Origin of the sequence: Promicromonospora sp. NPDC023805 (assembly GCF_040639635.1) — a bacterium.
Classification (GTDB): Bacteria; Actinomycetota; Actinomycetes; order Actinomycetales; family Cellulomonadaceae; genus Promicromonospora.
In genome coordinates this window covers 1-25,914 of the sequence record NZ_JBFAAH010000005.1, presented here as the reverse complement: position 1 = coordinate 25,914, position 25,914 = coordinate 1, and the positions used below count along the sequence as shown (strand labels likewise).

At 70.8% G+C, this 25,914-nt stretch carries 31 protein-coding genes; 19 read left to right on the top strand and 12 right to left on the bottom strand.

Annotation, left to right across the window (positions count from 1 at the left end; translation table 11 throughout):
- Nucleotides 1-55: 55 nt before the first annotated feature.
- Nucleotides 56-1,684: a histidine ammonia-lyase gene (hutH, locus tag AB0F70_RS07430; protein WP_357445491.1), complete on the bottom strand. Its 1,629-nt coding sequence runs from the start codon at nt 1,682-1,684 to the stop codon at nt 56-58.
- Between the two features lie 189 nt (nt 1,685-1,873).
- Here hutH and AB0F70_RS07425 point away from each other — a divergent pair, with 189 nt between their 5' ends.
- From AB0F70_RS07425 to AB0F70_RS07415, 3 genes are read left to right on the top strand one after another with little or no spacing between them, the layout of a single operon-like run.
- A complete protein-coding gene (locus AB0F70_RS07425) occupies nt 1,874-2,641 on the top strand; it encodes an IclR family transcriptional regulator (RefSeq protein WP_357445488.1) in 768 nt (255 codons plus the stop codon).
- A 45-nt stretch (nt 2,642-2,686) separates the two neighbouring features.
- Nucleotides 2,687-3,067, top strand: coding sequence for a hypothetical protein (locus AB0F70_RS07420; RefSeq protein WP_357445485.1), 381 nt, complete (start codon nt 2,687-2,689; stop codon nt 3,065-3,067).
- Nucleotides 3,060-3,395, top strand: a complete 336-nt coding sequence (locus AB0F70_RS07415; RefSeq protein ID WP_357445482.1) for a hypothetical protein — start codon at nt 3,060-3,062, stop codon at nt 3,393-3,395. Before AB0F70_RS07420 ends, AB0F70_RS07415 begins: the two co-directional genes overlap by 8 nt.
- Before the next feature lie 127 nt (nt 3,396-3,522).
- Here the strand turns inward: AB0F70_RS07415 and AB0F70_RS07410 are convergent, their stop codons facing one another.
- Nucleotides 3,523-4,080, bottom strand: coding sequence for a small multidrug efflux protein (locus AB0F70_RS07410; RefSeq protein ID WP_357445479.1), 558 nt, complete (start codon nt 4,078-4,080; stop codon nt 3,523-3,525).
- A gap of 165 nt (nt 4,081-4,245) precedes the next feature.
- On the opposite strand from AB0F70_RS07410, the gene AB0F70_RS07405 reads away from it, so the two are divergent.
- From AB0F70_RS07405 to AB0F70_RS07390, 4 genes are all read left to right on the top strand, one after another.
- Complete coding sequence (locus AB0F70_RS07405; RefSeq protein WP_357445476.1) at nt 4,246-5,508, top strand: histidine kinase; 1,263 nt, start codon at nt 4,246-4,248, stop codon at nt 5,506-5,508.
- Entirely contained in the window at nt 5,505-6,107 is a 603-nt protein-coding gene (locus tag AB0F70_RS07400) for a response regulator transcription factor (protein WP_357445473.1), read from the top strand. Before AB0F70_RS07405 ends, AB0F70_RS07400 begins: the two co-directional genes overlap by 4 nt.
- Before the next feature lie 108 nt (nt 6,108-6,215).
- Nucleotides 6,216-6,845 (top strand): ATP-dependent Clp protease proteolytic subunit, encoded by a 630-nt coding sequence (locus AB0F70_RS07395; RefSeq protein ID WP_357445470.1) that lies wholly within the window; start codon nt 6,216-6,218, stop codon nt 6,843-6,845.
- Entirely contained in the window at nt 6,842-7,429 is a 588-nt protein-coding gene (locus tag AB0F70_RS07390; protein ID WP_357445467.1) for an ATP-dependent Clp protease proteolytic subunit, read from the top strand. Before AB0F70_RS07395 ends, AB0F70_RS07390 begins: the two co-directional genes overlap by 4 nt.
- A gap of 33 nt (nt 7,430-7,462) precedes the next feature.
- Here AB0F70_RS07390 and AB0F70_RS07385 read toward each other — a convergent pair whose 3' ends face one another.
- The gene (locus tag AB0F70_RS07385; RefSeq protein WP_357445464.1) at nt 7,463-7,831 is read right to left on the bottom strand and encodes a helix-turn-helix transcriptional regulator; all 369 of its coding nucleotides are present in this window, start codon (nt 7,829-7,831) and stop codon (nt 7,463-7,465) included.
- Nucleotides 7,832-7,986: 155 nt separating this feature from the next.
- Here AB0F70_RS07385 and AB0F70_RS07380 point away from each other — a divergent pair, with 155 nt between their 5' ends.
- The 4 genes from AB0F70_RS07380 to AB0F70_RS07365 are packed head-to-tail and all read left to right on the top strand — an operon-like array spanning nt 7,987 to nt 10,779.
- Nucleotides 7,987-9,162, top strand: coding sequence for a UDP-N-acetylglucosamine--N-acetylmuramyl-(pentapeptide) pyrophosphoryl-undecaprenol N-acetylglucosamine transferase (locus AB0F70_RS07380; RefSeq protein ID WP_357445461.1), 1,176 nt, complete (start codon nt 7,987-7,989; stop codon nt 9,160-9,162).
- A 4-nt stretch (nt 9,163-9,166) separates the two neighbouring features.
- Nucleotides 9,167-9,892: a hypothetical protein gene (locus AB0F70_RS07375; protein WP_357445458.1), complete on the top strand. Its 726-nt coding sequence runs from the start codon at nt 9,167-9,169 to the stop codon at nt 9,890-9,892.
- A gap of 14 nt (nt 9,893-9,906) precedes the next feature.
- Nucleotides 9,907-10,446, top strand: coding sequence for a peptide deformylase (gene def / locus AB0F70_RS07370; protein WP_357445455.1), 540 nt, complete (start codon nt 9,907-9,909; stop codon nt 10,444-10,446).
- Between the two features lie 48 nt (nt 10,447-10,494).
- On the top strand, nt 10,495-10,779 hold the full coding sequence (locus AB0F70_RS07365) for a hypothetical protein (RefSeq protein ID WP_357445452.1): 285 nt from the start codon (nt 10,495-10,497) through the stop codon (nt 10,777-10,779).
- Between the two features lie 104 nt (nt 10,780-10,883).
- On the opposite strand, the gene AB0F70_RS07360 is transcribed toward AB0F70_RS07365, so the two are convergent.
- Nucleotides 10,884-11,261: a hypothetical protein gene (locus tag AB0F70_RS07360; RefSeq protein WP_357445449.1), complete on the bottom strand. Its 378-nt coding sequence runs from the start codon at nt 11,259-11,261 to the stop codon at nt 10,884-10,886.
- Between the two features lie 101 nt (nt 11,262-11,362).
- On the opposite strand from AB0F70_RS07360, the gene AB0F70_RS07355 reads away from it, so the two are divergent.
- Complete coding sequence (locus AB0F70_RS07355; RefSeq protein ID WP_357445446.1) at nt 11,363-11,938, top strand: shikimate kinase; 576 nt, start codon at nt 11,363-11,365, stop codon at nt 11,936-11,938.
- Nucleotides 11,939-11,991: 53 nt separating this feature from the next.
- On the opposite strand, the gene AB0F70_RS07350 is transcribed toward AB0F70_RS07355, so the two are convergent.
- Complete coding sequence (locus tag AB0F70_RS07350) at nt 11,992-12,693, bottom strand: class I SAM-dependent methyltransferase (RefSeq protein ID WP_357445442.1); 702 nt, start codon at nt 12,691-12,693, stop codon at nt 11,992-11,994.
- 186 nt (nt 12,694-12,879) lie between these two features.
- On the opposite strand from AB0F70_RS07350, the gene AB0F70_RS07345 reads away from it, so the two are divergent.
- From AB0F70_RS07345 to AB0F70_RS07330, 4 genes are all read left to right on the top strand, one after another.
- A complete protein-coding gene (locus AB0F70_RS07345; protein WP_357445439.1) occupies nt 12,880-13,410 on the top strand; it encodes a cysteine hydrolase family protein in 531 nt (176 codons plus the stop codon).
- A gap of 113 nt (nt 13,411-13,523) precedes the next feature.
- Entirely contained in the window at nt 13,524-14,207 is a 684-nt protein-coding gene (locus AB0F70_RS07340) for a YceI family protein (RefSeq protein WP_357445436.1), read from the top strand.
- Between the two features lie 24 nt (nt 14,208-14,231).
- Nucleotides 14,232-14,756 carry a sigma-70 family RNA polymerase sigma factor gene (locus AB0F70_RS07335; protein ID WP_357445433.1) on the top strand — a complete coding sequence of 175 codons (525 nt, stop codon included), beginning with the start codon at nt 14,232-14,234 and terminating at the stop codon, nt 14,754-14,756.
- Nucleotides 14,753-15,562: a zf-HC2 domain-containing protein gene (locus AB0F70_RS07330; protein ID WP_357445430.1), complete on the top strand. Its 810-nt coding sequence runs from the start codon at nt 14,753-14,755 to the stop codon at nt 15,560-15,562. Before AB0F70_RS07335 ends, AB0F70_RS07330 begins: the two co-directional genes overlap by 4 nt.
- Here the strand turns inward: AB0F70_RS07330 and AB0F70_RS07325 are convergent.
- The 5 genes from AB0F70_RS07325 to AB0F70_RS07305 all read right to left on the bottom strand — a co-directional run bounded on the left by AB0F70_RS07325 (nt 15,557) and on the right by AB0F70_RS07305 (nt 20,393).
- Complete coding sequence (locus AB0F70_RS07325; RefSeq protein ID WP_357445427.1) at nt 15,557-16,054, bottom strand: nitroreductase/quinone reductase family protein; 498 nt, start codon at nt 16,052-16,054, stop codon at nt 15,557-15,559. The two genes, AB0F70_RS07330 and AB0F70_RS07325, sit on opposite strands and share 6 nt — an antisense overlap.
- Before the next feature lie 214 nt (nt 16,055-16,268).
- Complete coding sequence (locus tag AB0F70_RS07320) at nt 16,269-17,078, bottom strand: endonuclease (RefSeq protein ID WP_357445424.1); 810 nt, start codon at nt 17,076-17,078, stop codon at nt 16,269-16,271.
- Between the two features lie 122 nt (nt 17,079-17,200).
- Nucleotides 17,201-18,070 (bottom strand): carbohydrate ABC transporter permease, encoded by an 870-nt coding sequence (locus AB0F70_RS07315; protein ID WP_357445421.1) that lies wholly within the window; start codon nt 18,068-18,070, stop codon nt 17,201-17,203.
- 2 nt (nt 18,071-18,072) lie between these two features.
- Entirely contained in the window at nt 18,073-19,020 is a 948-nt protein-coding gene (locus tag AB0F70_RS07310) for a sugar ABC transporter permease (RefSeq protein ID WP_357445418.1), read from the bottom strand.
- Complete coding sequence (locus AB0F70_RS07305; RefSeq protein WP_357445415.1) at nt 19,017-20,393, bottom strand: sugar ABC transporter substrate-binding protein; 1,377 nt, start codon at nt 20,391-20,393, stop codon at nt 19,017-19,019. The genes AB0F70_RS07310 and AB0F70_RS07305 overlap by 4 nt, the downstream gene beginning before the upstream one ends.
- Nucleotides 20,394-20,565: 172 nt before the next feature.
- Between AB0F70_RS07305 and AB0F70_RS07300 the strand changes: the two genes are divergently transcribed.
- Nucleotides 20,566-21,507, top strand: a complete 942-nt coding sequence (locus AB0F70_RS07300) for a sugar-binding domain-containing protein (RefSeq protein WP_357445412.1) — start codon at nt 20,566-20,568, stop codon at nt 21,505-21,507.
- A gap of 3 nt (nt 21,508-21,510) precedes the next feature.
- Here AB0F70_RS07300 and AB0F70_RS07295 read toward each other — a convergent pair whose 3' ends face one another.
- Nucleotides 21,511-23,007, bottom strand: a complete 1,497-nt coding sequence (locus tag AB0F70_RS07295) for a mannitol dehydrogenase family protein (RefSeq protein WP_357445409.1) — start codon at nt 23,005-23,007, stop codon at nt 21,511-21,513.
- 178 nt (nt 23,008-23,185) lie between these two features.
- Here AB0F70_RS07295 and AB0F70_RS07290 point away from each other — a divergent pair, with 178 nt between their 5' ends.
- Complete coding sequence (locus AB0F70_RS07290; protein ID WP_357445406.1) at nt 23,186-23,572, top strand: MerR family transcriptional regulator; 387 nt, start codon at nt 23,186-23,188, stop codon at nt 23,570-23,572.
- Nucleotides 23,573-23,578: 6 nt separating this feature from the next.
- On the opposite strand, the gene AB0F70_RS07285 is transcribed toward AB0F70_RS07290, so the two are convergent.
- Nucleotides 23,579-24,529: a WYL domain-containing protein gene (locus AB0F70_RS07285; RefSeq protein WP_357445403.1), complete on the bottom strand. Its 951-nt coding sequence runs from the start codon at nt 24,527-24,529 to the stop codon at nt 23,579-23,581.
- A 101-nt stretch (nt 24,530-24,630) separates the two neighbouring features.
- Between AB0F70_RS07285 and AB0F70_RS07280 the strand changes: the two genes are divergently transcribed.
- Nucleotides 24,631-25,797 (top strand): epoxide hydrolase, encoded by a 1,167-nt coding sequence (locus AB0F70_RS07280; RefSeq protein WP_357445400.1) that lies wholly within the window; start codon nt 24,631-24,633, stop codon nt 25,795-25,797.
- The last annotated feature ends 117 nt before the right edge of the window (nt 25,798-25,914 follow it).

Sequence of the window (25,914 nt, the reverse complement as noted above, 5' to 3'; positions counted from 1 at the left end):
TTCTGTGTCGGTCGGGCTGCCGGTCGGGCTGCCGGTCGGGCTGCCGGTCGAGGCGTCAGTCGAGCTGTCCGACGGCGGACGCGGCTGCCGCCGTGATCCGGCCGGTCGCCACGAGCTGGACCACATGCTCGATCTCCGGCGCGAGGTAGCGGTCCGGTCCGGGACCGGGCACGACGGCGCGGACGGCGTCGTGCACCGCTCCCGTGCCCGCCGCGGGGGCCTCGGTGCGGAAGTCGAGGGCGCGCGTCGCCGTCAGCACCTCGATGGCGAGCACGCGGGTGAGCCCGTCGACCGAGCGGCGGAGCTTGCGGGCGCCCGACCAGCCCATGGACACGTGGTCCTCCTGCATGGCGGAGCTCGGGATCGAGTCCACGCTGGCCGGCGCGGCCAGGCGCTTCATCTCCGAGACGATCCCGGCGGCCGTGTACTGGGCGATCATGTGCCCGGAGTCGACGCCGGGGTCGTGCGCCAGGAACGCCGGCAGCCCCTCGGAGCGGGACACGTCGAGGAACCGGTCGGTGCGCCGCTCGCTCATGCTCGCCAGGTCGGCGGCCGCGATGGCGAGGAAGTCCAGCACGTAGGCGACGGGCGCCCCGTGGAAGTTGCCGTTCGACTCGACGCGGCCGTCGGAGGTGACCACCGGGTTGTCGATGGCGGAGGCCAGCTCCCGGCCCGCCACCGTGGCCGCGTGCTCCAGGGTGTCGCGGGCGGCGCCGTGCACCTGGGGTGCGCAGCGCAGGGAGTAGGCGTCCTGGACGCGGGTGCAGGCGGGGTTGCCGTCGTCGTCCAGCTCGCGGTGGCTCGCCATGAGCGGCGAGCCCGCCAGGATCCGGCGCAGGTTCGACGCCGACGCCGCCTGGCCCGGGTGCGGGCGCATGCCGATCAGGTCCTCGGCGAACGGCGCGTCCGAGCCGAGGAGGGCCTCGACACTGAGCGCGGCGGCGACGTCCGCCGTGGCGAGGAGGCGCCGCAGGTCGTGGAGGGCGAGGCAGAGCATGCCGAGCATGCCGTCGGTGCCGTTGATGAGGGCCAGCCCCTCCTTCTCGGCGAGCACGAGGGGCGCGATCCCGGCGTCGGACAGTGCCTCCGCAGCACCGCTGGTCTCGTTAGCCTCGTTGGTCGAGACCACCCGAACCCGCCCCTCCCCCATCGCGGCAAGAGCGACATGAGCAAGCGGCGCGAGGTCTCCCGAGCACCCGAGCGACCCGTACTCGTGCACCACCGGGGTGATCCCGGCGTTGAGCATCGCGGCGTAGGTCTGCGCCGTCACGGGCCGCGCCCCCGTATGACCGGTGACCAGCGTCGCGAGCCGCAGGAGCTGCAGCGCCCGCACCACCTCGGTCTCGACCTCGGGCCCTGACCCGGCCGCGTGCGACCGCACGAGGCTGAGCTGGAGCTGCGCCCGCATCTCGGTGGGGATGTGGCGGCGGGCCAGCGCCCCGAACCCGGTGGAGACGCCGTAGTGGGGCACGACGTCGTGCGCCAGGTCGTCGATGACCGCGCGGCTGGTCGCCATCCGCGCCAGGGCCGCCTCGTGGATCTCGACGGACGCGCCGTGGCGGGCGACGGCGACCACCTGGTCGACGGTCAGCGGCGTGCCGCCGAGAACGACGTGCTGGGGCAGGTCGGAGGCAGTCGCCGCGTGGGTGGTCGGCGTCGGCCACTCGTGATGCAGGGTGCTCATGCGCTCATAGAACCCCGCCGCGTGCCCCGTGGCGCGGGCGCGACCGCGGATACAGTCTGGGATACGAGACACCTGCCACCGCGTGGTCGGCAATCCGTCAGATGGTCGGCAGCCCGGACTACCGATCGCCTGACGGATTGCCGACCACCGCATCGCATCGGATCGCATCGGATCGCATCGGAGGAGACAGTGGCCGGCAGCAGCACCGTTCCCGCCGCACGCACGACCGCGCGGCTGCTCACGTTCCTCGCGGCGCAGACCGGGCCGGTGCCGGCGGGCGCGATCGCGCACGGCATCGGGGTGCCGCGCTCCAGCGTCTACCACCTGCTGTCGGTGCTACGGGACGAGGGTTTCGTGCGGCATTTCCCCGACGAGCGGCGCTACGGCCTGGGCGTGGCAGCCCTCGGCCTGGGCAGCGCGTACACCCGGCAGGCGCCGCTCACGCGCCTGGCCGCCCCGGTCGTCGCCCGCCTGGTGGAGGCGGCAGGCGAGAACGGGCACCTCGCGGTGCTGAACGGCCGGGAGGTCCTCTACCTGGTGGAGCAGCGGGCGGCAGGCCGCCCGCCCCTGGTGACCGACGTCGACGTCCACCTCCCGAGCCACCTCACCGCCAGCGGCCGGGCCGTGCTCGCACTGCTGCCCCCGGCGCAGGTGCGGGCGCTGTACCCGACGCCGGGGTCGTTCACCGACCTGACGGGCGCCGGCCCGCGCACCCTGCGGGAGCTACGGACGGTGTTGCGCGAGGCCCGTGCCCGCGGCTTCGCGGTGGAGGACGGCGAGGTGAGCGCCGGTTTCGCGTCGGTGGCCGCCGCCGTCGTCGACCATACGGGCCGGCCCGTCGCGGGACTCGCGGTGACGTTCCGCTCGGACTCCTACGACGACAACGCGCGCGCCGGCCTCGCGGAGCAGGCGACCCGTGCTGCGCAGGAGGTCAGCCGGCGGCTGGGAGCACGATGAGCCCGGCGCTACCGGTTAGGAGCTTCGCGTAGTAGATTCAACTACGTGAACGAAGAAGGCTCCCCACCTGAACCGCCGGACTGGAAGCATCGCGCGGAGTACATCCGGACCAGATCGGCAAGAAAGGAGTCCGCAGGAGAGACGAATATCGAGCCCGAATGGGCCGACGAAGCATTCACCGACCCGGCAGCCGTGATCTTCTGCCCAGATCCTGCCGCCAACAAAGGTCTTTCGGACCGGACGATCGGTTGGTCAGAAACGGCCGGCTTCCTCATCACGGTCATCACCGTGCGCGAGCGTGACAAGCTCTGGGGCGCTAACGCATGGAAATCGAACGACACCGACCAGCGTCACTACGAGCGCGCAGCCACGCCCGTCGAATCGGTGCCCGTCGCTGAGAAGCAGGAGGAGAAGACCAATGAGTGAGAACACGGACATCGAAGCACTGTTGACCGAGGTCGCCGACGAATCCGAAGCCCACCGGCACGACTCGCTGCCCGAGGACGCCGTCGGACGACGACGCGATACCGGCCCTGCACCACGCGTCCTGTCGGTGCGACTGACCGATGCCCAGTACCGGAGGCTCGCCACCATCGCCTCCGACCGGGACCTGCCCGTGTCGACGCTGGCTCGCCTGGCGATCCTCGAATACCTCGACCAGGCGGCACAGCCCGCCTCCGGACCGATCGATCTGACGGCGGTCACCGCCGCGCTGCGCGAGGTACTTCGCCCTGAGTTCCTCAAGGCTGGCTGACACGCCACCGACGACTACGACGCCGCGACGGAAGGCGCAGCCGCCGCCGAGCGGACCACCAACGTCGAGGGAGACCTGGCCCGGACCAGGGTAGCGCCGACGAACCGCCCCCCGACCAGCTCAGCAATCAGCCGACGGCCCCGAGGACGCCGCTGATGATGAGCGCGGTGAGGGTGGTCCAGGCGACGATAGCGATGGCCTGCCAGATCAGGATGCGGGTCTTGCCGACGCCGGAGGCGGCGAGCATGGTGGCCGTGAAGTGGGTGGGCAGCAGGAGCGGGCCGAGCAGGCTCACACCCGGGACGCCGTAGCGCTCGTAGGAGCGCTGGAACTTCGCCTTGCGCGTGGCGCTCCGCGCGCTCTCAGTCTCCCCGGCCGGCGCCGTCATCAGGACGGTCTCATCACCGGCCGACGCTCCGGCACGTGCGGCGACCTTCGCCCGGTGCCGCGTCACGACGGCGTTGCGAGCGCCAGAGCTGAGCAGTACGAGCGCAGCCACGCAGAGGAAGTTGCCGATCGCCGCGGCGACCGCGGCGACGACTGGGTGGATGCCGCCGATGATGCCGATCGCGACACCGCCCTCACCCTCGATGAAGGGGATCGCTCCGGCGGCCGCGACGATGACCGGCTGAAGCAGCTCGGGTACCTTCGCGACGAGGTCCTGGAGGATTTCGATGAGGCTCATGGTGTGCTCCTACGGTTGCGAACTGGTTGTGGGTGTCGGGGTGTCCCCCGTCCTGACTCCAGTCCACCGCTTGGCCGCGCAGCCCAGAAGTGTCGGCCTGTCACCGCCTCCCGGGTCCTTCGCACGCCGCATCCATGACATGTGTCATGGCCGTAACCTGGCCGGATGAGCAGCCAGCCCGAGTCCGCGGCCGCCGTGTCGGCGGCAGTGGAAGCCCGCAGCGCACTGCGCCTGACGCGGAGCATCAGCGTGACCTGGTGGTACGTCTCTTCGAGCGTCGTGTTCTTCGAGCTGGCGATCGTCGTGTTCGCGGTGGCCACCGTCGTCGAGGCCGGCTTCGGTGGTGCCGTGATCGCCCTCGTCTGCGTCAGCGCGCTGCTGTGGTGGCTCGCGACGCTGCTGCCGCTGCTCGAGTACCGGCGTCGGACGGCTGATGCGCCGCTCGTGATCTGGCGGCACCACCTCGTGCCGTTCCTGACCGCCGCGGTGTTCGGGCTCGTGGCCGGGCTCGTCACCGGGCAGTGGGTGGCGGGCGTGCTCCCGCTGATCCAGGCACTCATCCTGCTGAACTGGCCACCCGGAGTGCGCCTACGGATGGTGCTGGCCGCGACCGCTCTGCTCGTCGCGCTGGCGGTGATCGACTTCCGCCTTCTCCCCGGAGAGAGCAACAGCGCGAGCGGGCTTCAGCTGGTCGTCTTCGCCATCCTGCTCCCGGCCGTCACCGTCTCGTCGCTGTGGTGGTGGGACGTCCTGGTCGCGCTCGACCGGGCCCGCGCCTCGGAGGCGAAGCTCGCCGCGACCCAGGAGCGGCTGCGGCTGGCGACCGACGTGCACGACCTGCAGGGCCACCACCTCCAGGTCATCGCGCTGCAGCTGGAGCTCGCCGAGCGGCTCATGCCCCGCGACCCGGACGCGGGCATGGAACAGCTGCGCGCCGCACGCGCCAGCGTTGACGACGCCCGCCAGGGCACCCGCGACCTGGCCACCCGCTTCCGCTCCGTGCCCCTGAGCGACGAGCTCGCCAACGCCGTCGACCTGCTGCGCGCAGCGGGTACCAAGGTCGAGGCCGCGGTGGCCCCGGACGCGTCGCTGGCACCGGCGTCCGCGCTCGGGCCGGTCATCCGCGAGACGACGACGAACGTGCTGCGCCACGGCGGCGGCAAGTGGGCCCGCCTCTCGCTGACCCGCATCGACGGGTCGTGGCGCTACGAGATCTCCAACGACGTCGCCATCAACCCACCCGAGAACGCGGACGGCGCCGGGCTGGACGGGATCGCGCGCCGGGCGGCCGAGGCGGACGGGAACCTCGAGGTGCACCGCGAGGACCGCACGTTCACCGTGGTCGTCACCGTCCCCGACGAGGCACCTACCGAAGCCCTTGCCGACGCCCCCGCCCAAGACATCGCCGAGAGGAAGGTTGCCGGATGATCCGTGTGCTGCTCGCCGACGACGAAGGCATGATCCGCTCCGCGCTGGCCGCCCTGCTCCGCCTGGAACCGGACATCGAGGTCGTCGCGGAGTGCGCCGACGGCGCCGAGGCAGTCGCCACCGCGGAACGCCTGCGGCCCGACGTCTGCCTGCTCGACCTGGAGATGCCCCACCTGGACGGCGTGCAGGTCACCGAACGTCTCAACCGCACACTGGCCACCCGGTGCGTGATCGTCACCCGCCACGCCCGACCCGGCGTCCTGCGGCGCGCGCTGGCCTCGGGAGCCGCCGGGTTCCTGCCCAAGTCCCGCTCCGCGGACGAGGTAGCCGCAGTGATCCGCCGCGTCGCGGCCGGCGGGCGCTACGTCGACCCGGAGATCGCCGCCGACGCGCTCAGCGACGAACGCTCACCGCTGACCGACCGCGAGCTCGACGTCCTGCGCGCCGGCCGACGCGGCGAGACGACCGGCCAGATCGCCCGCGCCCTCTCCCTCGCGCCCGGCACCGTGCGCAACCACATCTCCGCCGTGCTGGGCAAGCTCGCGGTGGACTCCCGGCAGCAGGCAGTGTTCCTCGCGGAGGAACGCGGCTGGATCTGATCCCGCTGATCCCGCTGATCCCGCTGCTCTGGGCAGCACTGCTCAGAGCAGGGCTGCCCTGGGCAGATCCCGCCCCGTAGGGCCCGTCGCCGGGTGCACGGTGAGGTCATGACTGATGCACCGAAGCCGCCGATGTTCGGCGAGAGCTCACGACGCGAGCTGTACGAGCGACGCGTCCTCGTCCTGGACGGACCGTTGGACGACGACAACGGCACGCTCCTGATGACACAGCTGATAGCGCTGGCCACCGAGGACCCGGCCACCGACATCGAGCTGTGGATCCACTCCCCGGGCGGATCGGTGCCGGCGATGCTGGCGATCCGCGACATCATGCGAACCATCCCCAACGACGTCTCCACGCTCGTGCTGGGCATCGCCTACAGCGCTGGGCAGTTCCTGCTCTCGGCGGGCACCCAGGGAAAGCGCCGGGCCCTGCCGAACTCACGGGTGCTGATGCACCAGGGCTCCGCGGGGATCGCGGGTACCGCCGTCGACATCGAGCTGCAGGCGGACGACCTGCGGCACACCCGCGACACGGTGCTGCGGCTGATCTCCGAGGACACGGGCCAGTCGGTCGAGCGGATCTTCGACGACTCGCTGCACGACCACTGGTACACGGCCGAGGAAGCTCTCGACTTCGGCTTCATCGACACGATCGTGCAGAGCTTCGAGGCCATCAGGCCACGCGATCGTCAGCGAACCGGATTCACCGCGGCAGCCGAGGGAGACGCACGATGAGCAGCTACACCATCCCGAACGTCATCGCGTCGCACCCACGGGGCGAGCGGATCATGGACGTCTACTCCCAGCTGCTCTCCGAGCGGATCATCTACCTCGGCACCGCCATCGACGCCGGCGTCGCCAACGCCCTGATCGCCCAGCTGATCCACCTGGAGTCGAGCAACCCGGACGGCGAGATCCAGCTCTACGTCAACTGCGAGGGCGGTGACCCGAGCGCCGGGATGGCCATCTACGACACCATGCGCTACATCCGGCCCAAGGTGGCGACCACCTGCGTGGGACAGGCGGTAGCGGTGGGCGCCGTCCTTCTCGCTGCCGGGGCCGAGGGACGACGGGCGGCGCTCCCCCACGCCCGGGTCATCCTGCACCAGCCCGCGGCACAGGGCCGCGGCGCGATCCCGGACCTGATCCTGCAGGCCGACGAGGTGGTCCGCATCCGCGCGGACATGGAGATCGCACTCTCCCGGCACACGGGTCAGAGCGTCGAGACGCTCCGTGCCGACACCGACCGCGACCGCATCTTCACGGCCGGTGCGGCGCGCGAGTACGGGCTCCTGGACCAGGTGATCGACCAGCGGTGACGTGCGGTGCCCGGGCCTCGACGGGCCCGGGCATCACGCCGCGAGCGCGAACGCCGCCTGGCAGGTCGGCTGCCGCGTGGTGTCGCGGACGACGACCAGGCGGTCGGCGACGGCGGCGACCAGGTCGACCAGCGTGACGTCCAGCGCACCGGTGATGGCCGCGATCATCTCGCTCGACGGCTCCTTGACCCCCCGCTCGATCTCCGAGAGGTACTGCGGTGAGATCCCGGCGCGGCGGGCGGTCTGGTCCAGCGTCTCGCCGCGCAGATGACGCAGCTGTCGCAGGCGTTCACCGAGCATGTGCCGCAACAGCGGCTCTCGTCTCGTCGGCGTCGACGGCGTGCCTGGCCCTTCGGGCACCCCGTCGCGCCCTGGGCGCTGGGGCGGAGCGGTTCGGGTCATACCTGAGCGTAGGGCTGAGCCCTCGGCGGACGGCGGCGCTTCTGCTCACAGCAGCGCACCGGTGTCCTGACCGGACCACAGCAGCGAACCCTCGGACCGTCACAAATCGCCTACAGTTGACCCGCGCCCCACCCACGCCGTCCTGGGAGATCTACGTGAGTTCACACCCACGCGAGTTCCGTCTGCTCGTCACCGGTGGAGGGACCGGCGGCCACACCTATCCGGCACTGACCACGCTCCGCGCCCTGCAGGCAAGGCTGGCAGAGTCGGACACGGCGGTCAGCGTCCTCTGGGCAGGTTCTCCCGATGGGCTGGAGGCCAAGGTGACGGAGTCCGAGGGCATCCGCTTCGTGCCGGTGGCCACGGGCAAGATCCGCCGGTCGAGCAACCCGCTGGGCATGCTGACGGCGGCCAACATGAAGGACATGGCGCGCGTCCCGCTCGGCGTCGCGCAAGCCAGGTCGATCGTGGCCGACTTCAAGCCGGACGTGATCCTGTCCACCGGCGGTTATGTCGCGGTCCCGATCGGGCTCGCCGCGGGCCTGCTCCGCCGTCCGCTCGTGGTGCACGAGCAGACCGTGCGGCTCGGGCTCGCCAACCGGCTGCTGGCCAAGCGGGCCACCCGCGTGGCGGTGTCCTCGCCGTCCACGCTCGAGCTGCTGCCGGAAGGCGTGCGCGAGCGGGCAGTCGTGACCGGTAACCCGGTCCGTGCCGAGGTGCTGGCCGGGGAGCCGCTCAAGGCCGTCGACGCACTGGGCCTTGACTCGTTCGACCCGGACCTTCCGGTCCTGTACGTGACGGGCGGGGCGCAGGGAGCGGTCCAGATCAACACGGTAGTCACCGAGACGCTGCCCTGGCTCCTCCAGCACGCGAACGTGATCCACCAGTGCGGGCCGAACAACCTCCAGGACATGTTCGAACGCACCGCCGACCTCCCCGCCGAGCAGGCCGCCCGCTACCGCGTCATGGGGTTCGTCGGCGCCGAGCTGCCGGACGTGCTCGCCCTCGCCGACGTCGTCGTCTCCCGGAGCGGAGCCGGCACCATCGCGGAGCTCACGGCGCTCGGCAAGCCTTCCGTCCTGATTCCGCTCGCCTCGGCGGCCGGGAACGAGCAGGCGCACAACGCCCACCGGCTCCAGGATCTGGGAGCAGCCATCACCCTGGAGGGCGAGGTCCACGAGAGGGACCTCCGGGCGGCGCTCAGGCCGCTGCTCTCCGACGCCGGACGGCGCGAGCGGATGTCCCAGGCCGCCCGCGAGCACGGACGCCCGGACGCCGCCGAGCGGCTGGTCGACGTGCTGCTGGAGGCGAGCCAGTTCTCGTTACGCTGACTCCGTGCTGATCGAGCGAGTCCGCGTCAAGCCCGCCGCCGTCGAGGACGGCGCATGGCCGTGGAACATACCCGCGATCGCTGACCTGGCTGCTCAGGGGGTCCGTCTGCACAGCAGCATCGTGGTCCTCGTCGGTGCCAACGGGAGCGGCAAGTCCACCCTGCTGGAGGCGATCGCCGAGGGATACGGGCTCGACGTCCGCGGCGGGCACGGCGGCCGGAAGTACGCCAGCGCCATGGAGATGAGCCCGCTGGGCGAGGCGATCATGCTGGATCGCACCCGTGCCGGTTCGGGGATGACCCACCGCAACGCGAAGGGCTTCTACCTGCGGGCGGAGACCGCGTTCGGGATGCTCGAGTACATGACCGGCGCAGGGATGCCCGGGTACGGCGACAAGCCGTCCTGGGAGGTCAGCCATGGTGAGTCCTACCTCCAGGCGATCCTCGGGCGGTTCGACGGGCCAGGCCTCTACCTCCTGGACGAGGCCGAGGGTCCGCTGTCGTTCGCGTCGACCCTCCAGCTGCTGTACCGGCTGCAGGACGTCGCGGACGAGCACGCGACACAGGTCATCTACGCGACGCACTCGCCGATGGTCGCCGCGCTGCCCGGTGCACAGATCCTCGAGATGACGGAGCACGGCATCACCGAGCGCAGGTGGGAAGAGCTGGAGTCGGTCGCCCTGTGGAAGAGGTTCCTCGGGCGACCGGAGACTTTTTTCGACGTCACCTAAGAACGGGACCATCCATGAGCAGTTCCACCGACGACGTCGTCATGCTCGGCGACCCGCGCCTCAAGGCGCCCACGGCGACGATCGAGGCGGCCGACGCCGGAGACCTGCTGGCGACACTGGTCACCCGCCTCCGCGAGCTCAACGGCGCGGGCCTCGCGGCACCGCAGATCGGCGTATCGGTCAGAGCCGCGATCGTCGAGGTCAGGAGGACCGACGTCTTTCCCGACCGGCCCGAGACGGGCCTGATCCAGCTGCTCAACCCCGTCGTCGTCGAACGCTCCGAGGCGACGGTCCTCGACTGGGAAGGCTGTTTCAGCGTGCCCGGCTACCTGGGCCTGACGGCCCGGGCCGAGCGCATCACCGTGCGGTGCACCACTGCGACCGGCGAGACCGTCACCACGGAGTTCACGGGCTACACCGCCCGCGTCGTCCAGCACGAGATCGACCACCTCGACGGCCTCGTCTACCTCGACCGCATGCCCGACCTGACCAGCCTCACCACCGCGCAGAACTACCTCGACCACCACCGGCCGGCGCCCGCCTCCGGTCGCTAGCGAGGGGTACCTTGTGCGCAAACCTGCCGCCTGACTAGGGTCGATGCCGTGACCGAACCCCGTTCCTGGCAGTCCGAGACCGCGCGGCTCGGCAACGCCGACGCGTCCGACCCGACCGGCTGGTTCGAGCGGCTCTGGGCGTCCGCGAAGGACGGCGACGTCACGATGCCGTGGGACCGGGACGACCCGCACCCGGCGCCCTGGCCGTTGACCCGGCCGGAGATCGAGGCGTTCGGCAAGGACGGCCTGTCGCCCGTGCTGATCGAGGAGCTCAAGGTCCCGGGCGCGCCCGGCCGCGCCAGGGTCTGGCGCGCGGAGTTCCGCCGGCCCTGACTTACGATTCCCCGCGAGTCAGCGACTTGGTTGGCCTGCGGCCCTGACTCGCCGTACCCGGTACGCCGAGTCAGGGCCGCAGGCCAACCACGTCGCATATACGCCTAGTGCACCCATCGCTCGTATTGCAGGCTGACCTGCACCGATCCGGCCTCGGTGTCCATCGGCCACGAGCACACTCGCCGCAGATCGAACACGCCCTGAAAAGCGCACTCATAACCGTCGGGCAGCACCTCGGCCTTCAGCTCCTTGTCCGTCATCCCCTGTGGAGCGTCAACCGTCAGCTCCAACCAGCACCCTCCCGAGCCGCAGCCCATGTCCTCACCGGTCACCCGGGCGCCCTCGGGCAGCGCGGGGAGAGCCGACGCGGGAGGTATCGCGCCCTCGTCGAGAGCCAGCGACAACAGCGGTAGCGCCAGTGCCACCGCAGCGATCGCTGCGAGCGCGAGTACTCCCCTGACGATTGATCGGGTACGAAGCATGTGCGGACTTTACGGTCCCCCTCGGCCGACGAACAGCGGCCGCCTCGGCACGGTGGGCAATAATGGGCGGCATTTCGCCCGTTCACCAGGGAGCGCCGTCCATGATCCTCGTAGGCCCGCTCGCGGCGGGAAAGTCCACGCTCGGCGCTCTTGTCGCACAGCGCCTCGGGCACCCGTTCGTCGACCTCGACGACATCGCCTGGTCCTATTGCGCGGAGGTCGGCTGGGACCTGGACCGGCTCCTCGAACGGGACGAGGCGGTCGGCTGGGTGGCCGCGGAACGCGAGTGGGAGCCCGCCCGTGCGCACGCGGTGGAGCGCGCCGTGCCGGACCACCCGGACACGGTCATCGCCTTCGGCGCCGGCTACACCAGCTTCACCAGGCCCGAGTACGCCGATCAGGTGCGCCGGGCGCTGGCGCCGGTGCCCGACGTCGTCCACCTGGTGCCCAGCCCTGACCCGGTGCGTTCCGTAGCGGTGCTGCGCGAGCGTGCGATAGCGAGTCGTGGGAAGGACTGGATCATCGAGGGCCACGACTGGATCGCCGAATGGGTGGCGGACCCGCTGGCCGCCGAGGTCGCCGCCGCCACGGTCTACACGGACGGGATCAGCCCGGACGAGTCGGCCGAGCAGCTCGTCGAGCTCAGGGAGCGCCTGTACGCGGAGCCGGCCGCTTAGGCCGGCCCGTCAGGCGGCGCCGTCGTCGGCCGCCGTCGGACCCCGAGCCGTTGTCACGCCTCGAACAGCCCCGCGTTCAGGAACTCCGCCCCGAAGGTTCCCGGGACGTCGTCGCGCGCCGGGCGCACCTCGACGGGACGCAGCGGCGCGAAGATCCGCTCCAGGTCCCCGAGCAGGAACGACATCCCGCCGCCGAGGTCGCCGCTCGTCAGCACCTCGCGGTCGGGAGGGCTCGGCTGACTCTCCTGGGCGAACGCCACCACCGCGTAGCGCCCGCCGGGTGCGAGCAGCGGCAGGATCCGCTCGCGGTAGGTGATGCGCCGGTGCGGCGCCAGGTGGTGAAAGCATCCGGAGTCGTAGACGACGTCGAACGGCCCGGCCGGCAGCGGGTCGCGCAGCACGTCGAGGGCGGTCACCGTCATCGACGCCGGGAGGTCGGGCCGGACGGCGTCGAGCAGGGGCGCGGCAAGGTCCACCCCGACGACGTCGGCGCCCCGCTCCGCGAGCCACGCACCGTTGCGCCCGTTGCCGCAGCCCACGTCGAGCACCCGGGCGCCGTCGAGATCGCCGAGCAGGCCGCGGCCGTGCCAGTCGACGAGCGGTTCGTCCGGGAGGCGGGAGTTGAGCGGATGCCCTTCGCGCGTGAGCATGGCGGTCCAGTAGTCGGCCGCATCCCTCGTCACGTCCCCTCGGCGGCTCTCGGCGACCACCCGGTCCAGCTCGTCGAACAGGTCCTCAACGCTCCCGATCCGCATCCGCCCATTTTATTCGCCGCGAACGTGTCGTGGCCGACGACGATCCGTTGCCAGGCGCTCCGAAGCAAGACCACAGCGGACGAGGCGTGTTGCTGTGAGTGGACAGTGTCTACTCACAGCAACACACTTCGCCGAGCAGGTGTTCATGTCGGCCCGTACCGGCCCCTCCAGAAAGGCCCAGTACCTGTGATCTCTGTCGTCCTCGTCATCGACCTGCAGGTCGACGTCGTCCGCGGCTGCTTCGACGCCGACGGCGTCGTCGCCCGTTCCGCCGCCCTCGTCGAGCGCGCCCGAGCCACGGGTGCGGCCGTCGTCTGGGTCCAGCACCACGAGCCCCGCCTCGAGCGGGACACTCCCGGTTGGGCCCTCGCCGACGGCCTGACCCCGCAGCCCGGCGAGGCCCTCGTCCACAAGGCGTACCGCGACTCGTTCGCCGACACCGATCTCCGCGACGTGCTGGACTCGCTCGGCGCCACCCGCCTGGTCGTCGTCGGCGCACAGTCCGACTTCTGCGTGCGGACCACCACGCAGCGGGCCGCTGCGCTCGGCTACGACGTTACGCTCGTGAGCGACGGTCACACCACCAGGGACACCGAGTGGGACGGGGTGCGGATCACCGGCGAGCAGATCATCGCCCACACGAACATGTACTTCTCCGGCCTCCGCTACCCGCACTGCACGTTCGGCATCGCCCGCCACGACAAGGTCTCGCTCTGACCCGACCCGCCCGGCCAACCCCAGTTTCGAACCCGATTGAACCGATCGCCTCTTTCACCCGTAGTAGGGGCAGAGGCCGGCAACGGGTCGGCCTGTGAACGAGAGGGGCGGACGTGCGCAGAGGGACAAAGGTTGCGGTCGGTGTCGGTGCGGCGATAGTCGTGGTCGGAGGGGCTGCGGCGATCTTCGGGCCGGGCCTGTACGCGGACTGGGCGAACCAGGCGGCGGACGACGCGCCGAGCCTGGAGACGTCTGCAGTCCCGCTGCCCGACGCCGAGGCGGCTGCCGGCGCGTGGACCGTCAGCGACGGGTCGTTCGCCGGGTACCGTCTCGACGAGGTGCTGAACGGCGAGGACGTGACCGTCACGGGGCGCACCGAGGACGTGACCGGCACGGTGACGGTGGCCGACGGCTCCATCACCGAGGCGAGCATCGAGGTGGACATGGCGAGCGTGGCGACCGACGAGGCACCCCGTGACGCCTACTTCCGCGACACCGCGCTGCAGGTCGGCGAGTTCCCCACCGCGACGTTCGAGCTCACCGAGCCGGCGGCGATCGAAGAGGGCGCCACCGCGGTCGAGCTCACGGGCGACCTCACCGTCCACGGCGTCACGCAGTCCGCCACGTTCGAGGCGGAGGTCGCGGGCGACGCGACCAGCGGCGACCCCGTGCAGGTCATCGGCAGCATCCCGATCACGTTTGCCGACTTCGACGTCGAAGCCCCGTCGCTCGGGTTCGTGACGGTGGAAAATGAGGGCAGCATCGAGTTCTCGCTGCAGCTGCAGCCCGGACAGTAACCGACACCCGGAGGCGACGGGACCGTGACCACAGGTGACCCGCCCGCGGGCGCCGAGGACCAGCTCCTCGCCGCGGTGCACGACACGCACGCCGGTGCGCTGTACCGGTACGTCGTGCGCCGCACGGGCGACGAGGAGGAGGCGCGCGACGTCGTGCAGGAGACCCTGCTGCGCGCGTGGCGGCACCCCGAGGTCCTCGAACGCTCGGAGGAATCGGTGCGCGCGTGGCTGTTCACGGTCGCGCGCAACCTCTCGGTCGACCACCTCCGCAGCGCCCGGCGCACCCGCGAGCGGGCCACGGGTCACGTTCCGGACCGCGAGGAACGGGACACGACCCAGGCCGTGCTCGACTCGTGGCTCGTCGCCGACGCGCTGGTGTCACTCTCGCCGGCGCACCGAGCGGTCGTCGTGGGCGCCTACTACGGCGGCCGCTCGGTGGCCGAGCTCGCGACCGAGCTGGGCATCGCGCCCGGCACCGTGAAGTCGCGTCTGCACTACGGGCTGCGCGCGCTGCGCCTGGCCCTGCAGGAGAAAGGAGTTACCTCATGATCCCGGCAGAGGGAGGACACGGCGGCGACCAGTACGCCGAGTGGGACGCGGCGTACGTGCTCGGTGCCCTGAGCCCGAGCGACCGGCGCGTCTACGAGCGGCATCTTGCCGAGTGCGCCACGTGCCGCGCCGCCGTCGCCGAGCTCGCCGGCATGCCAGGCCTGCTCAGCACGCTGACGGCGGGGCACGCGGAGGCGCTCGTCGCCGAGGTACCCGCGGCAGGTCTGCCCGACGACGGCGGGCCGGTCCCGTACGACGTCGAACCCGAGCTCGCGCCAGTGGTCTCGATCACGAGCCTCGCCGGCGCGGCCCGCAGGTCCCGCACCCGACGCCGGTCGCTGCTGGCGGTCGCGGCGGCGGCCCTGGTGGTCGCCGGAGCGGTCGGCGGTTCGACGCTCGCCGACAACGGCCTGTTCGGGCCGCCGGACGCTGTGTCCACGGCGCGGACGTCGGCCACCGTGGCCAGTGCGCGCACCATCGAGCTGCTCCCGGTGGGCGACGCCAGGATGCGCGCCGAGCTGGTCGTCACACCCACCGACTGGGGTACGAGCCTCGAGTGGAGCTGCCACTACCCACCCGAGCCCGGGGAGCAGCCGGATCCCGACTACACGCCGCCGGAGCCGGTCATGTTCGAGCTCGTGCTGGTCGGCCAGGACGGAGCGCGCACCGTTGCGGGGACCTGGTCGTGGTCGGGCGGTACGGCGACGGACCTGGACGCGTCGTCGTCGGTACCGCTGACCGAGGTCGACCGCATCGAGATCACCGTCGACGGACAGGAGGAGCCGGTAGCGACCGCGACGCTATGACAACCGCCGGGGCTCGGGCCGCGGTCGCAGGACGACCACCGCGGTCTCGGACGACCGGAGCGCTGCGTAGGCGTCCAGGTTCGCGTCGACCTCCTGCCACCTGGCCCAGAGGTGCTCCCTCTCGATGCCCTGCGCGGCGTGCGCCTGCACGAACCGGGACCCGTCGGCCAGGTCCACCGTTGCCTCGGCGTGCACCTGCAGGTTGAGCCACCAGGACGGTTCGCCGTCGGCCCAGCCGTTCATCGCCAGGCAGACGAGGTCGGGGCCGTCCTCGACGTACGCGAGGATCACGCTGTGCTCGCACCCGGTGCTGCGCCCGGTGGTCGTCAGGCGCAGCGTTCCCCAGCTGCGTCCGCGCGGCTCGCGGAGCCCTACCCGGCCCGCCGTGATCCGGTACAGGCCGCGATGCAGCCCCCACACGGTGCGGACGAACCACCGCGGCGGGACCCGCGGCTCTGACTTGCGCTCGGCTGACTTGTGTTCGTTCGACACGCTGACCCTCCGGCCCTCAGAGCGAGTCGCCTGCCCGGTGCCCTGCCTGCGCGGAACGGTGGCAAGCCTTCTTCTCCAGAGTAGTGAGCGCAGCGGGCTCCGGCCATACGCCGAGGGCGTGAACTTATCGCCAGCTGGAGACGTCCCGACACGCCGACGTACCCGGCCCCGATGGCACGACGGCGTCACCGGGGCCGGGCACGTCAGGCGAGGGTCAGCCCCAGATCGCGTCCGCCCACTCCGGGTGGTCGATGAACGGGTTGCGGTTGCCCTGGTAGTCCTCGTAGATGACGTCGTTCCGGTTGGCCTCGAACGCCGACACCGGGTCCTCGTTGTTCCAGTCCAGCAGCACCGAGAGCCTGCCGTGGAACGGGACCGACCCGTTGGTGACCGAGTCGTTGGTCTCCAGGTCGACGAAGCCCTCCTCGCCCTCGTAGCGCACCGCCATGTAGAGGATCATGCGCGCGACGTCGCCCTTGACCGCGTCGCGGGGCTCGAAGGAGTTCGAGTCGGTGAGGCTTCCCGGCGCACCGCTGACGGCGCTGCCGCCGTTGTCGAAGTCCTTGTTGCCGCGGATGCCGTTCACCTGCACGTCCTCGGGCCGCAGGTGGTGCAGGTCGGTGCCGATGCCGGCCGCCGTGCCGAAGTTGCCGTGCGACTGGGCCCACACGTGCTCACGGTTCCAGTCGCCGACGTCGCCGCCGTTGAGGCTCTTCGCACGCGACTGGCCGCCGTACAGCAGGATCACGTTGTTGGAGTTGGCGGGGTCCTGGTCTGTGACCATCAGCGCGGTCCACACCTGGCTGTACGACAGCCGGGTGCTCGGGCTGATGATGTCGTTGAGCTCGGACTTCAGGGCCTCGCCCGAGAGGCCCGCTGTGCCGTCGTAGTAACCGGCCGGGATGGCGGCCACGGTCTGCGTGGCGTCCTCCTGCGCGACGGCGCCCGGCGCCACCAGCACTCCGGCAGCAACAACGAGTGCGGAGAGTCCGCTCCCCCAAGCCCGTCCGAGACGTGTGCGCATCGTCGTCCTCCGTGTGAATCGGCCCGCGACCCCCTGCGGGCGACGGTGCGCCGGTCACACTTCCACGCGAACCCCCCAACTTGGGTCAAATTGCGTAAATTCCGGGTGAAATCTGGCCAGGGCTACTTGATCGCGCCCATCGACAGGCCGCGGACCAGCTGCTTCTGGGCGATCCAGCCCGCCAGGATCACGGGAAGCGACGCCAGGAGGGCCGCCGCGCTGAGCCGGGCGAGGAACAGGCCCTCGCTCGTCATGGTCGACACGATGAGCACCGGCACGGTCGCCGCCTGGGACGCCGTCAGGTTGAGCGCGAAGAAGAACTCGTTCCAGGCGAAGATCACGCAGATGAGCGCCGTCGCCGCGATGCCGGGCGCCACCATCGGCAGCAGCACGGACCGCATGGTGCGCATCAGGCCCGCACCGTCTATCGACGCCGCCTCGAGCACCTCGCCGGGCACCTCGATGAAGAACGACCGCATCATCCATACCGCGATCGGCAGGTTCATCGCGGTGTACAGCACCACGAGGGTCCAGATGTTGTCGAGCACCTTGAGCTGGCCGGCGATCACGTAGATGGGCACGATCACGGCCACCACCGGGAGCATCTTGGTGGAGATGAAGAAGAACAGCACGTCGCTGACCTTCTGCACGGGCCGGATCGAGAGCGCGTACGCAGCCGGCACGCCGAGCAGCAGCACCAGGACCGTGGAGATTCCGGTAGCGATCACCGAGTTGCCCACGTAGACCATCGTGCCGCCCTCGAGCACCGCCCGGAACTGGTCGAGGGTCGGCGTGAAGAACCACGTCGGCGGGTCGGAGGCAGCCTGGTTCTCCTGCTTGAACGCCGTCATTGCCATCCAGGCGACCGGGAAGAAGAACCCGATGGCGAGCAGCCAGGTGAGAGTGGTCAGGAAGCCACCGGAGACGCGGCGCTTCGTCTCGCGCCGGGCATCGGACGTGCGCGAGGTGGCCACGGGAGTAGCGACAGACATGGTCACTCCTTCACTTCGAAGCTGCGGAAGATCAGGCGCAGCGCGGCGGAGGCCACGATGATCGTGGCGATCACGACGACGACACCCATGGCGGCGGCCTGTCCGACGTCGAACCCGAGGAACGCACGCTGGTAGATGTAGAACGGCAGGTTGGCGCTGGCCGTACCCGGCCCGCCCGCCGTCATCAGGTAGATCTGGTCGAACGTGTTGACCACGTAGATGATCCCGAGCAGCACGCCCAGCTCGATGTACCGGCGCAGGTGCGGCAGCGTGATCAGCCGGAAGGTGAGCCACGTGCCCGCGCCGTCGACGGAGGCCGCCTCGAGCACGTCCTTCGGCTGGGCCTGCAGGCCGGCGAGCACGAGCAGCATCATGAACGGCGTCCACTGCCACACCAGGGCCATCAGGATCGCGATCACGGGGTAGGTCGACGTCCAGTCGACCGCCTCGATGCCGAACAGGCCGAGGGCCCAGTTGAACAGGCCGTACGTCGGGTTCAGCAGCGCGATGGACCAGAGCACCGACGTCGCCACGGGCATCACCAGGAACGGCGTGATGAGCATGGTGCGCGCCACGCCGCGCCCGAGGAACGGGCGGTCCAGCAGCAGCGCGAGCACGATTCCGAGGACCATCGCGACCAGCACGCAGCCGAGGGTGATGACCACCGAGTTCAGCGCGGTCTGGCGGAACGTCGAGTCGCGCGCGATGTCGAGGTAGTTCCCCAGGCCCACGAACAGGTCGGACTCGGGCCGCAGCAGGTTCCGCGAGTGCAGCGAGTACCAGATGGTCAGCAGGAACGGCAGCTGCGTGACGATGACCGTGAAGATCAGCGCGGGCAGCAGCGGGCCACGACGGCGCCAGGCCTCCGCACGGCTGATCGGCCGCGACGACGCCTCGCTGCGCGCCGCCCGGCGCGAGCCTTCGAGCCGGTCGATGGTCGAGGTGCTCATTGCCCCTCCTCTGCCTGGTAGGTCTCCGCCACCGTCTCGGCGTACCGCTGGGACTGCGCGATGGCCTCGTCCACGGAGATCTGCCCGGCGATCGCGGCGGACATCTGCTGGCCCACACGTGTGCCGAGGTCCTGGAACTCGGGTATCCCGACGAACTGGATGCCGGGGTACGGCACCTCGTGGGTCATCGCGCCCTGCTGCGTTGCCCCGTTCATCGAGTCGAGCGTGGCCTCCGCGTAGGCCTCGGAGACCTCCGCGTACTCCGGGAGCTCGTAGGTGGACAGCCGGCTGCCCGGCGGCACCCGCTCCCAGCCGATCTGGTTGCCGACCAGCTTGATGTACTCCTTGTCCGTCATCCAGGAGACGAAGTCCCAGGCGGCGTCCTTGTGCTCGCTCGTCGACGGGATAGCCAGCGACCAGCTGTAGAGCCAGCCCGCCGACTCGGTCTCGGCGACAGGTGCGGGGGCGTAGCCCACCTTGCCCGCCACCGTCGACGACGCGGGGTCCTCGACCGAGGAGACCATGGAGGTCGCGTCGTACCACATGGCCGACTGGCCCTGGGCGAAGCGGGTGAGGCAGTCGCCGAAGCCGGACGTCGCGGCGCCCGGCTGGCCGGAGGTCTGCAGCGTGTCGATGTAGGTCTCGATGGCCTCACGGGACTCCGGGGAGTCGAGCGTGGCGTTCCAGTCCTCGTCGAACCAGCCGCCGCCGAACGTGTTGATAGCGGTGGTCATCGGGGCCATCACCTCGCCCCAGCCGGCCAGGCCGCGCAGGCAGATGCCGGAGAAGTCCTCCTCGGGAGCGTTCAGCTCGGCCGCCAGCTCGCGCACCTCGTCCCACGTCGGGTTCGCGGGCATCTCGAGGCCCGCCTGCTCGAACAGGTCGGTGCGGTAGGCCAGGAACGACGACTCCCCGTAGAACGGCACCGAGTACATGTCGCCGTCGTGCGAGAGGGCCTCGCGGACGCTGGGGACGAAGTCCTCGGCGTCGTACCCGTCGGTGGCCTCGATATACGGCTGCAGGTTCTCGATCCAGCCGTTCTCTGCCCACATGGGCGTCTCGTAGTTGGAGATCATGACGACGTCGAACTCACCGCCGCCGGTCGCCACCGACGCCGTGATCTTGGCGCGGGCCTCGTTCTCGGGCAGCGACACGAACCGCACGTCGACGCCCGGGTGGGCGGCGCGGAACTCGTCCTGCAGCGAGATCGCGTCCTGCATCTGCGGGTTGGACACGATGGCCACGACTATCTGCTCGCCGTCACCGCCGCTCACGGCGCCCGCCCCGGCGCAGCCGGTCAGGGCCAGCGCGACGGCGGCCGTGGCGGCCGTCAGCCTCGCTCGCACCGAAGTACCCCTCGGAGGTCGGAACATCCTCGTCCTCTCCTCGCCCTCTTGGTCGGCACGGCATCCATGCCGCGCTCATTTGAGACCATGACTTGCTCATCTGCATCCGCAGCGTAGTTCGGTATGCTCAGGTGAGCAAGGCCTCCCCCGACAGTCGCTCAAATGTTCCCCGCTGACGCCTGCGGGAGTGAGGACGCAGGTGACCCATCCCGATTCGAACCTCATCTCGAACCTCATGGTCGAGGTGAGCACCGACTACTACCTCGACGGCAAGTCGAAGGTGGAGATCGCGCGCCACCGCGGCATCTCCCGCTTCCAGGTGGCGCGCCTGCTCGCGCAGGCCCGGGACGAGGGAGTGGTCCGCATAGAGATCACGCCGCCCCGGGCCGACGGCGAACGCGGCGCCCGCCTCGCCGCACACCTCGGGCTGCGCGAGATCCTCATCGCCGCCAGCGGCGAGAACACCGCGGCCACCCGGGAGAACGTCGCGGTCGAGCTCGCCCGCACCGCGCGCGAGCACATCGCCGAGGGCGCGACGGTCGGCGTCTCGTGGTCGCGCACGGTAGAGGCTGCGGTGCGGCACATCGGCCGGCTGCCGCAGTGCGACGTCGTCCAGCTCGTCGGGGCGCTGCCCGTCGAGGGCAGCGGCAACTCGTTGGCACTCATCAGCACGTTCGCCCAGATGCCCGGCGTGCGGACGTGGCCGGTCTGGTCGCCGCTCCTCGTGGCAGACGCCGCCACCGCCGCGGGCATGCGCCGGCAGCCGGAGATCGCCGACGCGCTGGCGCGGGCCGACCACCTGGACGTCGCGGTCGTCGCGATCGGCCACTGGTCCGAACGCACCTCCACGGTGTTCCCGCAGATCAGCACCGAGGAGCAGCAGGCGGCCACCAAGGCGGGAGTCATCGCCGAGTGCTCGGGCCGCCTGTTCGACGCCGAGGGCCGCCCCGTCCGCACCAGCCTCGACGAGCGTGTGGTGGGCGTGACGCTCGAACAGCTCGCCGCGACGCCGCAGGTGATCGCGATCGGCTACGGCGCCGCCGTCGCACCGGGCCTGGTGGCCGCGGTACGCGGCGGCATCGCCAACACCCTGGTGATGGACGACGCGGCAGCCACGGCCCTCGAGTCCCTGCTCGGCTGACCCCTAGGTCCGGGAGACCAGTGCCTCGACCGTGGCGCGGGCGCCCTTCTCGTGCAGGGACGACAGCGCGGCCGTGTAGGCGGCCGTGAACCGCCCGTCGTCGACCAGGTCGCCGAACACCTCGCGGTCGCGGAGGAACGCGAGCGGGTCGGTCCGCTGCGCGAGCGCCGCCTGGTGCAGCCGGTCGGCGAGCCTGTCGACTATCTCGATGGGCTCGCCGGCCTCGTCCACACCCTCGTCGTACCGGGCCCAGGACGCGACGACGAGCGCCGCGTGCTCGATCGGCCCGTCGTTGGCGAGGTGGTACCGGACCACGGGCAGCAGCCACTTCGGGATGCGGTCCGACGACTCGGCGCACAGCCGCGCGAGGGTGTCGGCCACGTGCGGGTTGGCGAAGCGCTCGATGAGCGTGCGCTTGTACAGGTCGAGGTCGATGCCGGGCACGGGTTCGAGCGTCGGCGTCCCCTCGTCGTCCATGTAGCCGAGCAGGAACCGGGCGAACATCTCCTCGCCCGCCACCTCGTGCGCGTACCGGTAACCGGACAGGTAGCCGACGTAGCACAGCGCCTGGTGGCTCGCGTTGAGCAGGCGCAGCTTCATGAGCTCGTACGGTTCGACGTCGGACACCACCTGCACGCCGGCGTCCTCGAACGGGGGCCGCCCCGTGGGAAAGCTGTCCTCGAGCGCCCACTGCTCGAACGGCTCGGCCACCACGGGCCAGGCGTCGTCGATGCCGAAGCGCTCGGCCACCAGCGTGCGGTCGGCGTCCGTGGTGACCGGCGTGATCCGGTCGACCATGGAGCTCGGGAACGCGACGTTCTCCTCGATCCAGGCCGCGAGGTCCGCGTCCTTGGCGCGGGCGAACGTAGTGAACGCGCGCCGCGCGACCTCGCCGTTGCCCTGGATGTTGTCGCAGCTCATCACGGTGAACGGCGGCACTCCCCGGTCCCGCCGGCGGCGCAGGGCCTCGGTGACCAGCCCGAACGTCGTCGTGGGGACGGCGCCGTCGGCCAGGTCGGCGGCGACCGCCGGGTTGTCCAGGTCGAACTCGCCGGTCACGTGGTGGATGTTGTACCCACCCTCGGTGACCGTGAGCGAGACGATGCGCACCTCGGGCGAGGCCATCTTCTCGAGCACGGCCTCCGGGTCGTCGGGCGCCAGCAGGTACTCCTTGATCGACCCGATGACGCGCGCCTCCAGGCGTCCGTCCGGGTGCTTGAGCACCATCGTGTAGAGGCCGTCCTGCGCGGCGAGCGCGTCGCGCATCCGGACGTCGCTGGGCAGCACGCCGACGCCGCAGACCGCCCAGTCGAGCGCCTTGCCCTCGGACATGAGCCGGTCCAGGTACATCGCCTGGTGCGCCCGGTGGAAGCCGCCCACCCCGAGATGGACGATCCCGGTGGTCAGCCGGGACCGGTCGTAGGTGGGGACCACCAGCTCCGCGCCGCTCGGCGCGGACGCCGCCAGGCCGCCCACGGTCTCTTCGTCGAGTGCCGTCATCGTGCTCCTCCGCCGCCCTTCAGACTCCGTTGAACGTCCGGCCAGATTAACAGATGAGCGCACCCGCGGTCACAGATGAGCGCGGACGCTGTGTGGGGATCTGCACCGTAAGATCTGACACTGACGTCAGAGGCACAGGCACTGGCTGAGGCACTGGCTGAGGCACTGGCTGAGGCACATGGCATGGGGGCACACGATGGCGCGGACCGGCGAGATGATGCGGATCGGCGAGCTCGCCGGACAGGCCGGCGTGAGCGTCCGCGCGCTGCGCTACTACGAGGAGCAGGGCCTGCTGACCTCGGAGCGCTCCCCCTCGGACCAGCGCTACTACACGGAGGACGCCGTCGACCGCGTCCGGCTGATCCAGCTGCTGTACGCCGCCGGTCTCAACAGCAAGGCGGTGCGCGACATCATGCCGTGCATGGACTCGGGCATGGCCTCGACGAGCATGCTCGAGCTGCTCGCCACCGAGCGCGACCGGATCGACGAGCGCATGCGCGAGCTGGCAGAGACCCGCGACCGGCTCACCACCGTCATCGAGCAGGGCCGCGCCACGCGCGGCTGAGCCGGTTCAACCGCCGATCGCCGCCGCGTAGCGCCGGGACAGCGCCGCCAGGTGGTCGACCAGGCCTTGCGGCTCCCGCACCGTGAAGTCGAGACCGAGCATCCCGATCCACACGGCCACCGTCTCGATGCTGTCGCCGCCCGTGACCAGCACGCAGGTCTTGTCGTCCACCGGCTCGACGGTGCCCACTGCAGGGTTGATCCGGGCGAGCACGCCGTCGGCAGGCGCGTGCACCAGGACCCGGGCGTGCACCGCCCAACCCGTCCGGGCCACCTCGCGAACCACGAACTCGGTCAGGTCGAAGGGCGGGTCGGTGGGGACGAACCGCCGTCCGCCCGGTGTGCGCAGCTCCAGCCAGTCCACGCGGAACTGCTGCCACTGACCCGAGCCGACGTCGCGCCCCACCAGGTACCACCGGCGCTGCCAGGCCACGAGCCGCGCCGGCTCGATCTCGCGTGGTGCCTCGCGGTACCAGCAGCGCAGGCCCTGATGGTCGCGGATAGCGGCGGCCAGCTCGGTGAGCAGCCCGGGGTCGACGGCGGGGTCCTCGACGTTGCTGCTCGTGTTCACCGGTCCGGCGCTCGTGGCGTCCCGCAGCGCGGCCACCTGGCGACGCAGCCGGTCGGGCAGCACGTGCTCGAGCTTGCCGAGCGCCCGGGCGCTGCTCTCCTCGATGCCCGCGACAGCGCTGGCGGAGCGCAGGCCGACCGCCATCGCGACCGCCTCGTCGTCGTCGAGCACCAGCGGGGGGAGCTTGCCGCCGATGCCCAGCCGGTACCGGCCACCCGGCCCGCGCACGCTGTCGACGGGGTAACCCAGCTCGCGCAGGCGTGCGACGTCGTTGCGCACCGTGCGGCCGGTGATGTCGAGCCGGTCGGCGAGCTCGGCCCCCGACCACTCGGCGCGGGACTGCAGCAGGCCGAGGAGGGCGAGCAGGCGCCCCGCCGTCGTGCTCATCGCGGCTCCTTCCAACTGGCACTAATTTGTCCGAGAAGTTACTCCACTAATACGAGAATAGAGGAACGAACGGTTCCTGAACTGCTCGTAATGTCTGAGACATGGAGACCACGCAGAACACCCAGGACAACACCGCCGCCGACATCCGCCCCTTCCGGATCGAGATCCCGCAGGCCGACCTCGACGACCTCGCGGACCGCCTCGCCCGCACCCGGTTCGCCCCGGCCGCCCCCGGCGACTCGTGGGACTACGGGACGCCCGAGTCGTACCTCCGCGAGTCCGTCGAGCAGTGGCGGACCGAGTTCGACTGGCGCGCGGTCGAGGAGCGCGCCAACTCCTTCCCGCAGTTCATCACCGAGATCGACGGCCAGAACGTGCACTTCCTCCACGTCCGCTCGGCAGAGCCGGGGGCGCCGGCCCTGCTCCTCTCCCACACCTACCCGGGCTCGTTCCTCGACTTCCTCGACATGATCGGGCCCCTCACCGACCCGGTGGCGCACGGCGGCCGGGCAGAGGACGCGTTCAACGTGGTGGTCCCGTCCACCCCCGGTTTCGGCTTCAGCACCCCGCTGAGCGAGCCGACCGACGGCGGGAGCTGGACCATGGCCCGCGTCGCCCGCACCTTCGACACGCTGATGCGGCAGCTCGGCTACGACTCCTACGGCATCCACGGCAGCGACGGCGGTGCCATGATCGGGCGCGAGCTGGCGATCCTCGACCCGGAGGGCTTCCTCGGCGCGCACGTGCTGCAGCTCTTCTCGTTCCCCTCCGGCGCGGAGGGCGAGATGGACGGGTTCGGCCCCAAGGAGTTCGCCGCCCTCGGACACATGCAGTGGTTCCAGAGCGTGGGCGGGTACAACGCGATGAACGGCTCGCGGCCCCAGACGATCGCCGCCGGGCTCAGCGACTCGCCAGTGGCACAGCTCGCGTACAGCGAGCTGTTCGAGAACTTCGGCAACGGCACCAGCCTCGTCTCCCGCGACCAGGTGCTCGCCCAGGCCAGCCTCTACTGGCTCACCAACACCTCCGCGACGGCAGTGCGCTACCACTACACCGAGCTGCGTACGGGCGCGGAGCCCGTGGTGAGCACCGGCCGGATCGGCGTTGCCGTCTTCGCCGACGACTTCCAGACCATCCGGGCGTTCGCCGAGCGGGACAACGCGCGCATCGAGCACTGGGCCGAGTACCCGAAGGGCGGCCACTTCGCGGCCCTGGAGGTTCCGGAGCTGGTGGTGCAGGACCTGCGGACGTTCTTCGCCCAGGCCTGAGCACGCAAGACGGTGGTCGAGCTCGTCGAGACTTGTCTCGACGGTCGGGCCGGACCTCCGTGCCAACGTCAGTGCACGGATCGCCCTCCGCGTCACCGATCCCCTCGAGTCACGGGA

Coding starts and splice junctions, on each gene's coding strand:
- hutH (WP_357445491.1), bottom strand. CDS start 1,684: ATGAGCACCCTGCATCACGAGTGGCCGACGCCGACCACCCACGCGGCG.
- AB0F70_RS07415 (WP_357445482.1), top strand. CDS start 3,060: ATGAGTGAGAACACGGACATCGAAGCACTGTTGACCGAGGTCGCCGAC.
- AB0F70_RS07410 (WP_357445479.1), bottom strand. CDS start 4,080: ATGAGCCTCATCGAAATCCTCCAGGACCTCGTCGCGAAGGTACCCGAG.
- AB0F70_RS07405 (WP_357445476.1), top strand. CDS start 4,246: ATGAGCAGCCAGCCCGAGTCCGCGGCCGCCGTGTCGGCGGCAGTGGAA.
- AB0F70_RS07400 (WP_357445473.1), top strand. CDS start 5,505: ATGATCCGTGTGCTGCTCGCCGACGACGAAGGCATGATCCGCTCCGCG.
- AB0F70_RS07395 (WP_357445470.1), top strand. CDS start 6,216: ATGACTGATGCACCGAAGCCGCCGATGTTCGGCGAGAGCTCACGACGC.
- AB0F70_RS07390 (WP_357445467.1), top strand. CDS start 6,842: ATGAGCAGCTACACCATCCCGAACGTCATCGCGTCGCACCCACGGGGC.
- AB0F70_RS07385 (WP_357445464.1), bottom strand. CDS start 7,831: ATGACCCGAACCGCTCCGCCCCAGCGCCCAGGGCGCGACGGGGTGCCC.
- def (WP_357445455.1), top strand. CDS start 9,907: ATGAGCAGTTCCACCGACGACGTCGTCATGCTCGGCGACCCGCGCCTC.
- AB0F70_RS07360 (WP_357445449.1), bottom strand. CDS start 11,261: ATGCTTCGTACCCGATCAATCGTCAGGGGAGTACTCGCGCTCGCAGCG.
- AB0F70_RS07355 (WP_357445446.1), top strand. CDS start 11,363: ATGATCCTCGTAGGCCCGCTCGCGGCGGGAAAGTCCACGCTCGGCGCT.
- AB0F70_RS07350 (WP_357445442.1), bottom strand. CDS start 12,693: ATGCGGATCGGGAGCGTTGAGGACCTGTTCGACGAGCTGGACCGGGTG.
- AB0F70_RS07330 (WP_357445430.1), top strand. CDS start 14,753: ATGATCCCGGCAGAGGGAGGACACGGCGGCGACCAGTACGCCGAGTGG.
- AB0F70_RS07320 (WP_357445424.1), bottom strand. CDS start 17,078: ATGCGCACACGTCTCGGACGGGCTTGGGGGAGCGGACTCTCCGCACTC.
- AB0F70_RS07315 (WP_357445421.1), bottom strand. CDS start 18,070: ATGTCTGTCGCTACTCCCGTGGCCACCTCGCGCACGTCCGATGCCCGG.
- AB0F70_RS07310 (WP_357445418.1), bottom strand. CDS start 19,020: ATGAGCACCTCGACCATCGACCGGCTCGAAGGCTCGCGCCGGGCGGCG.
- AB0F70_RS07305 (WP_357445415.1), bottom strand. CDS start 20,393: ATGTTCCGACCTCCGAGGGGTACTTCGGTGCGAGCGAGGCTGACGGCC.
- AB0F70_RS07295 (WP_357445409.1), bottom strand. CDS start 23,007: ATGACGGCACTCGACGAAGAGACCGTGGGCGGCCTGGCGGCGTCCGCG.
- AB0F70_RS07290 (WP_357445406.1), top strand. CDS start 23,186: ATGGCATGGGGGCACACGATGGCGCGGACCGGCGAGATGATGCGGATC.
- AB0F70_RS07285 (WP_357445403.1), bottom strand. CDS start 24,529: ATGAGCACGACGGCGGGGCGCCTGCTCGCCCTCCTCGGCCTGCTGCAG.
- AB0F70_RS07280 (WP_357445400.1), top strand. CDS start 24,631: ATGGAGACCACGCAGAACACCCAGGACAACACCGCCGCCGACATCCGC.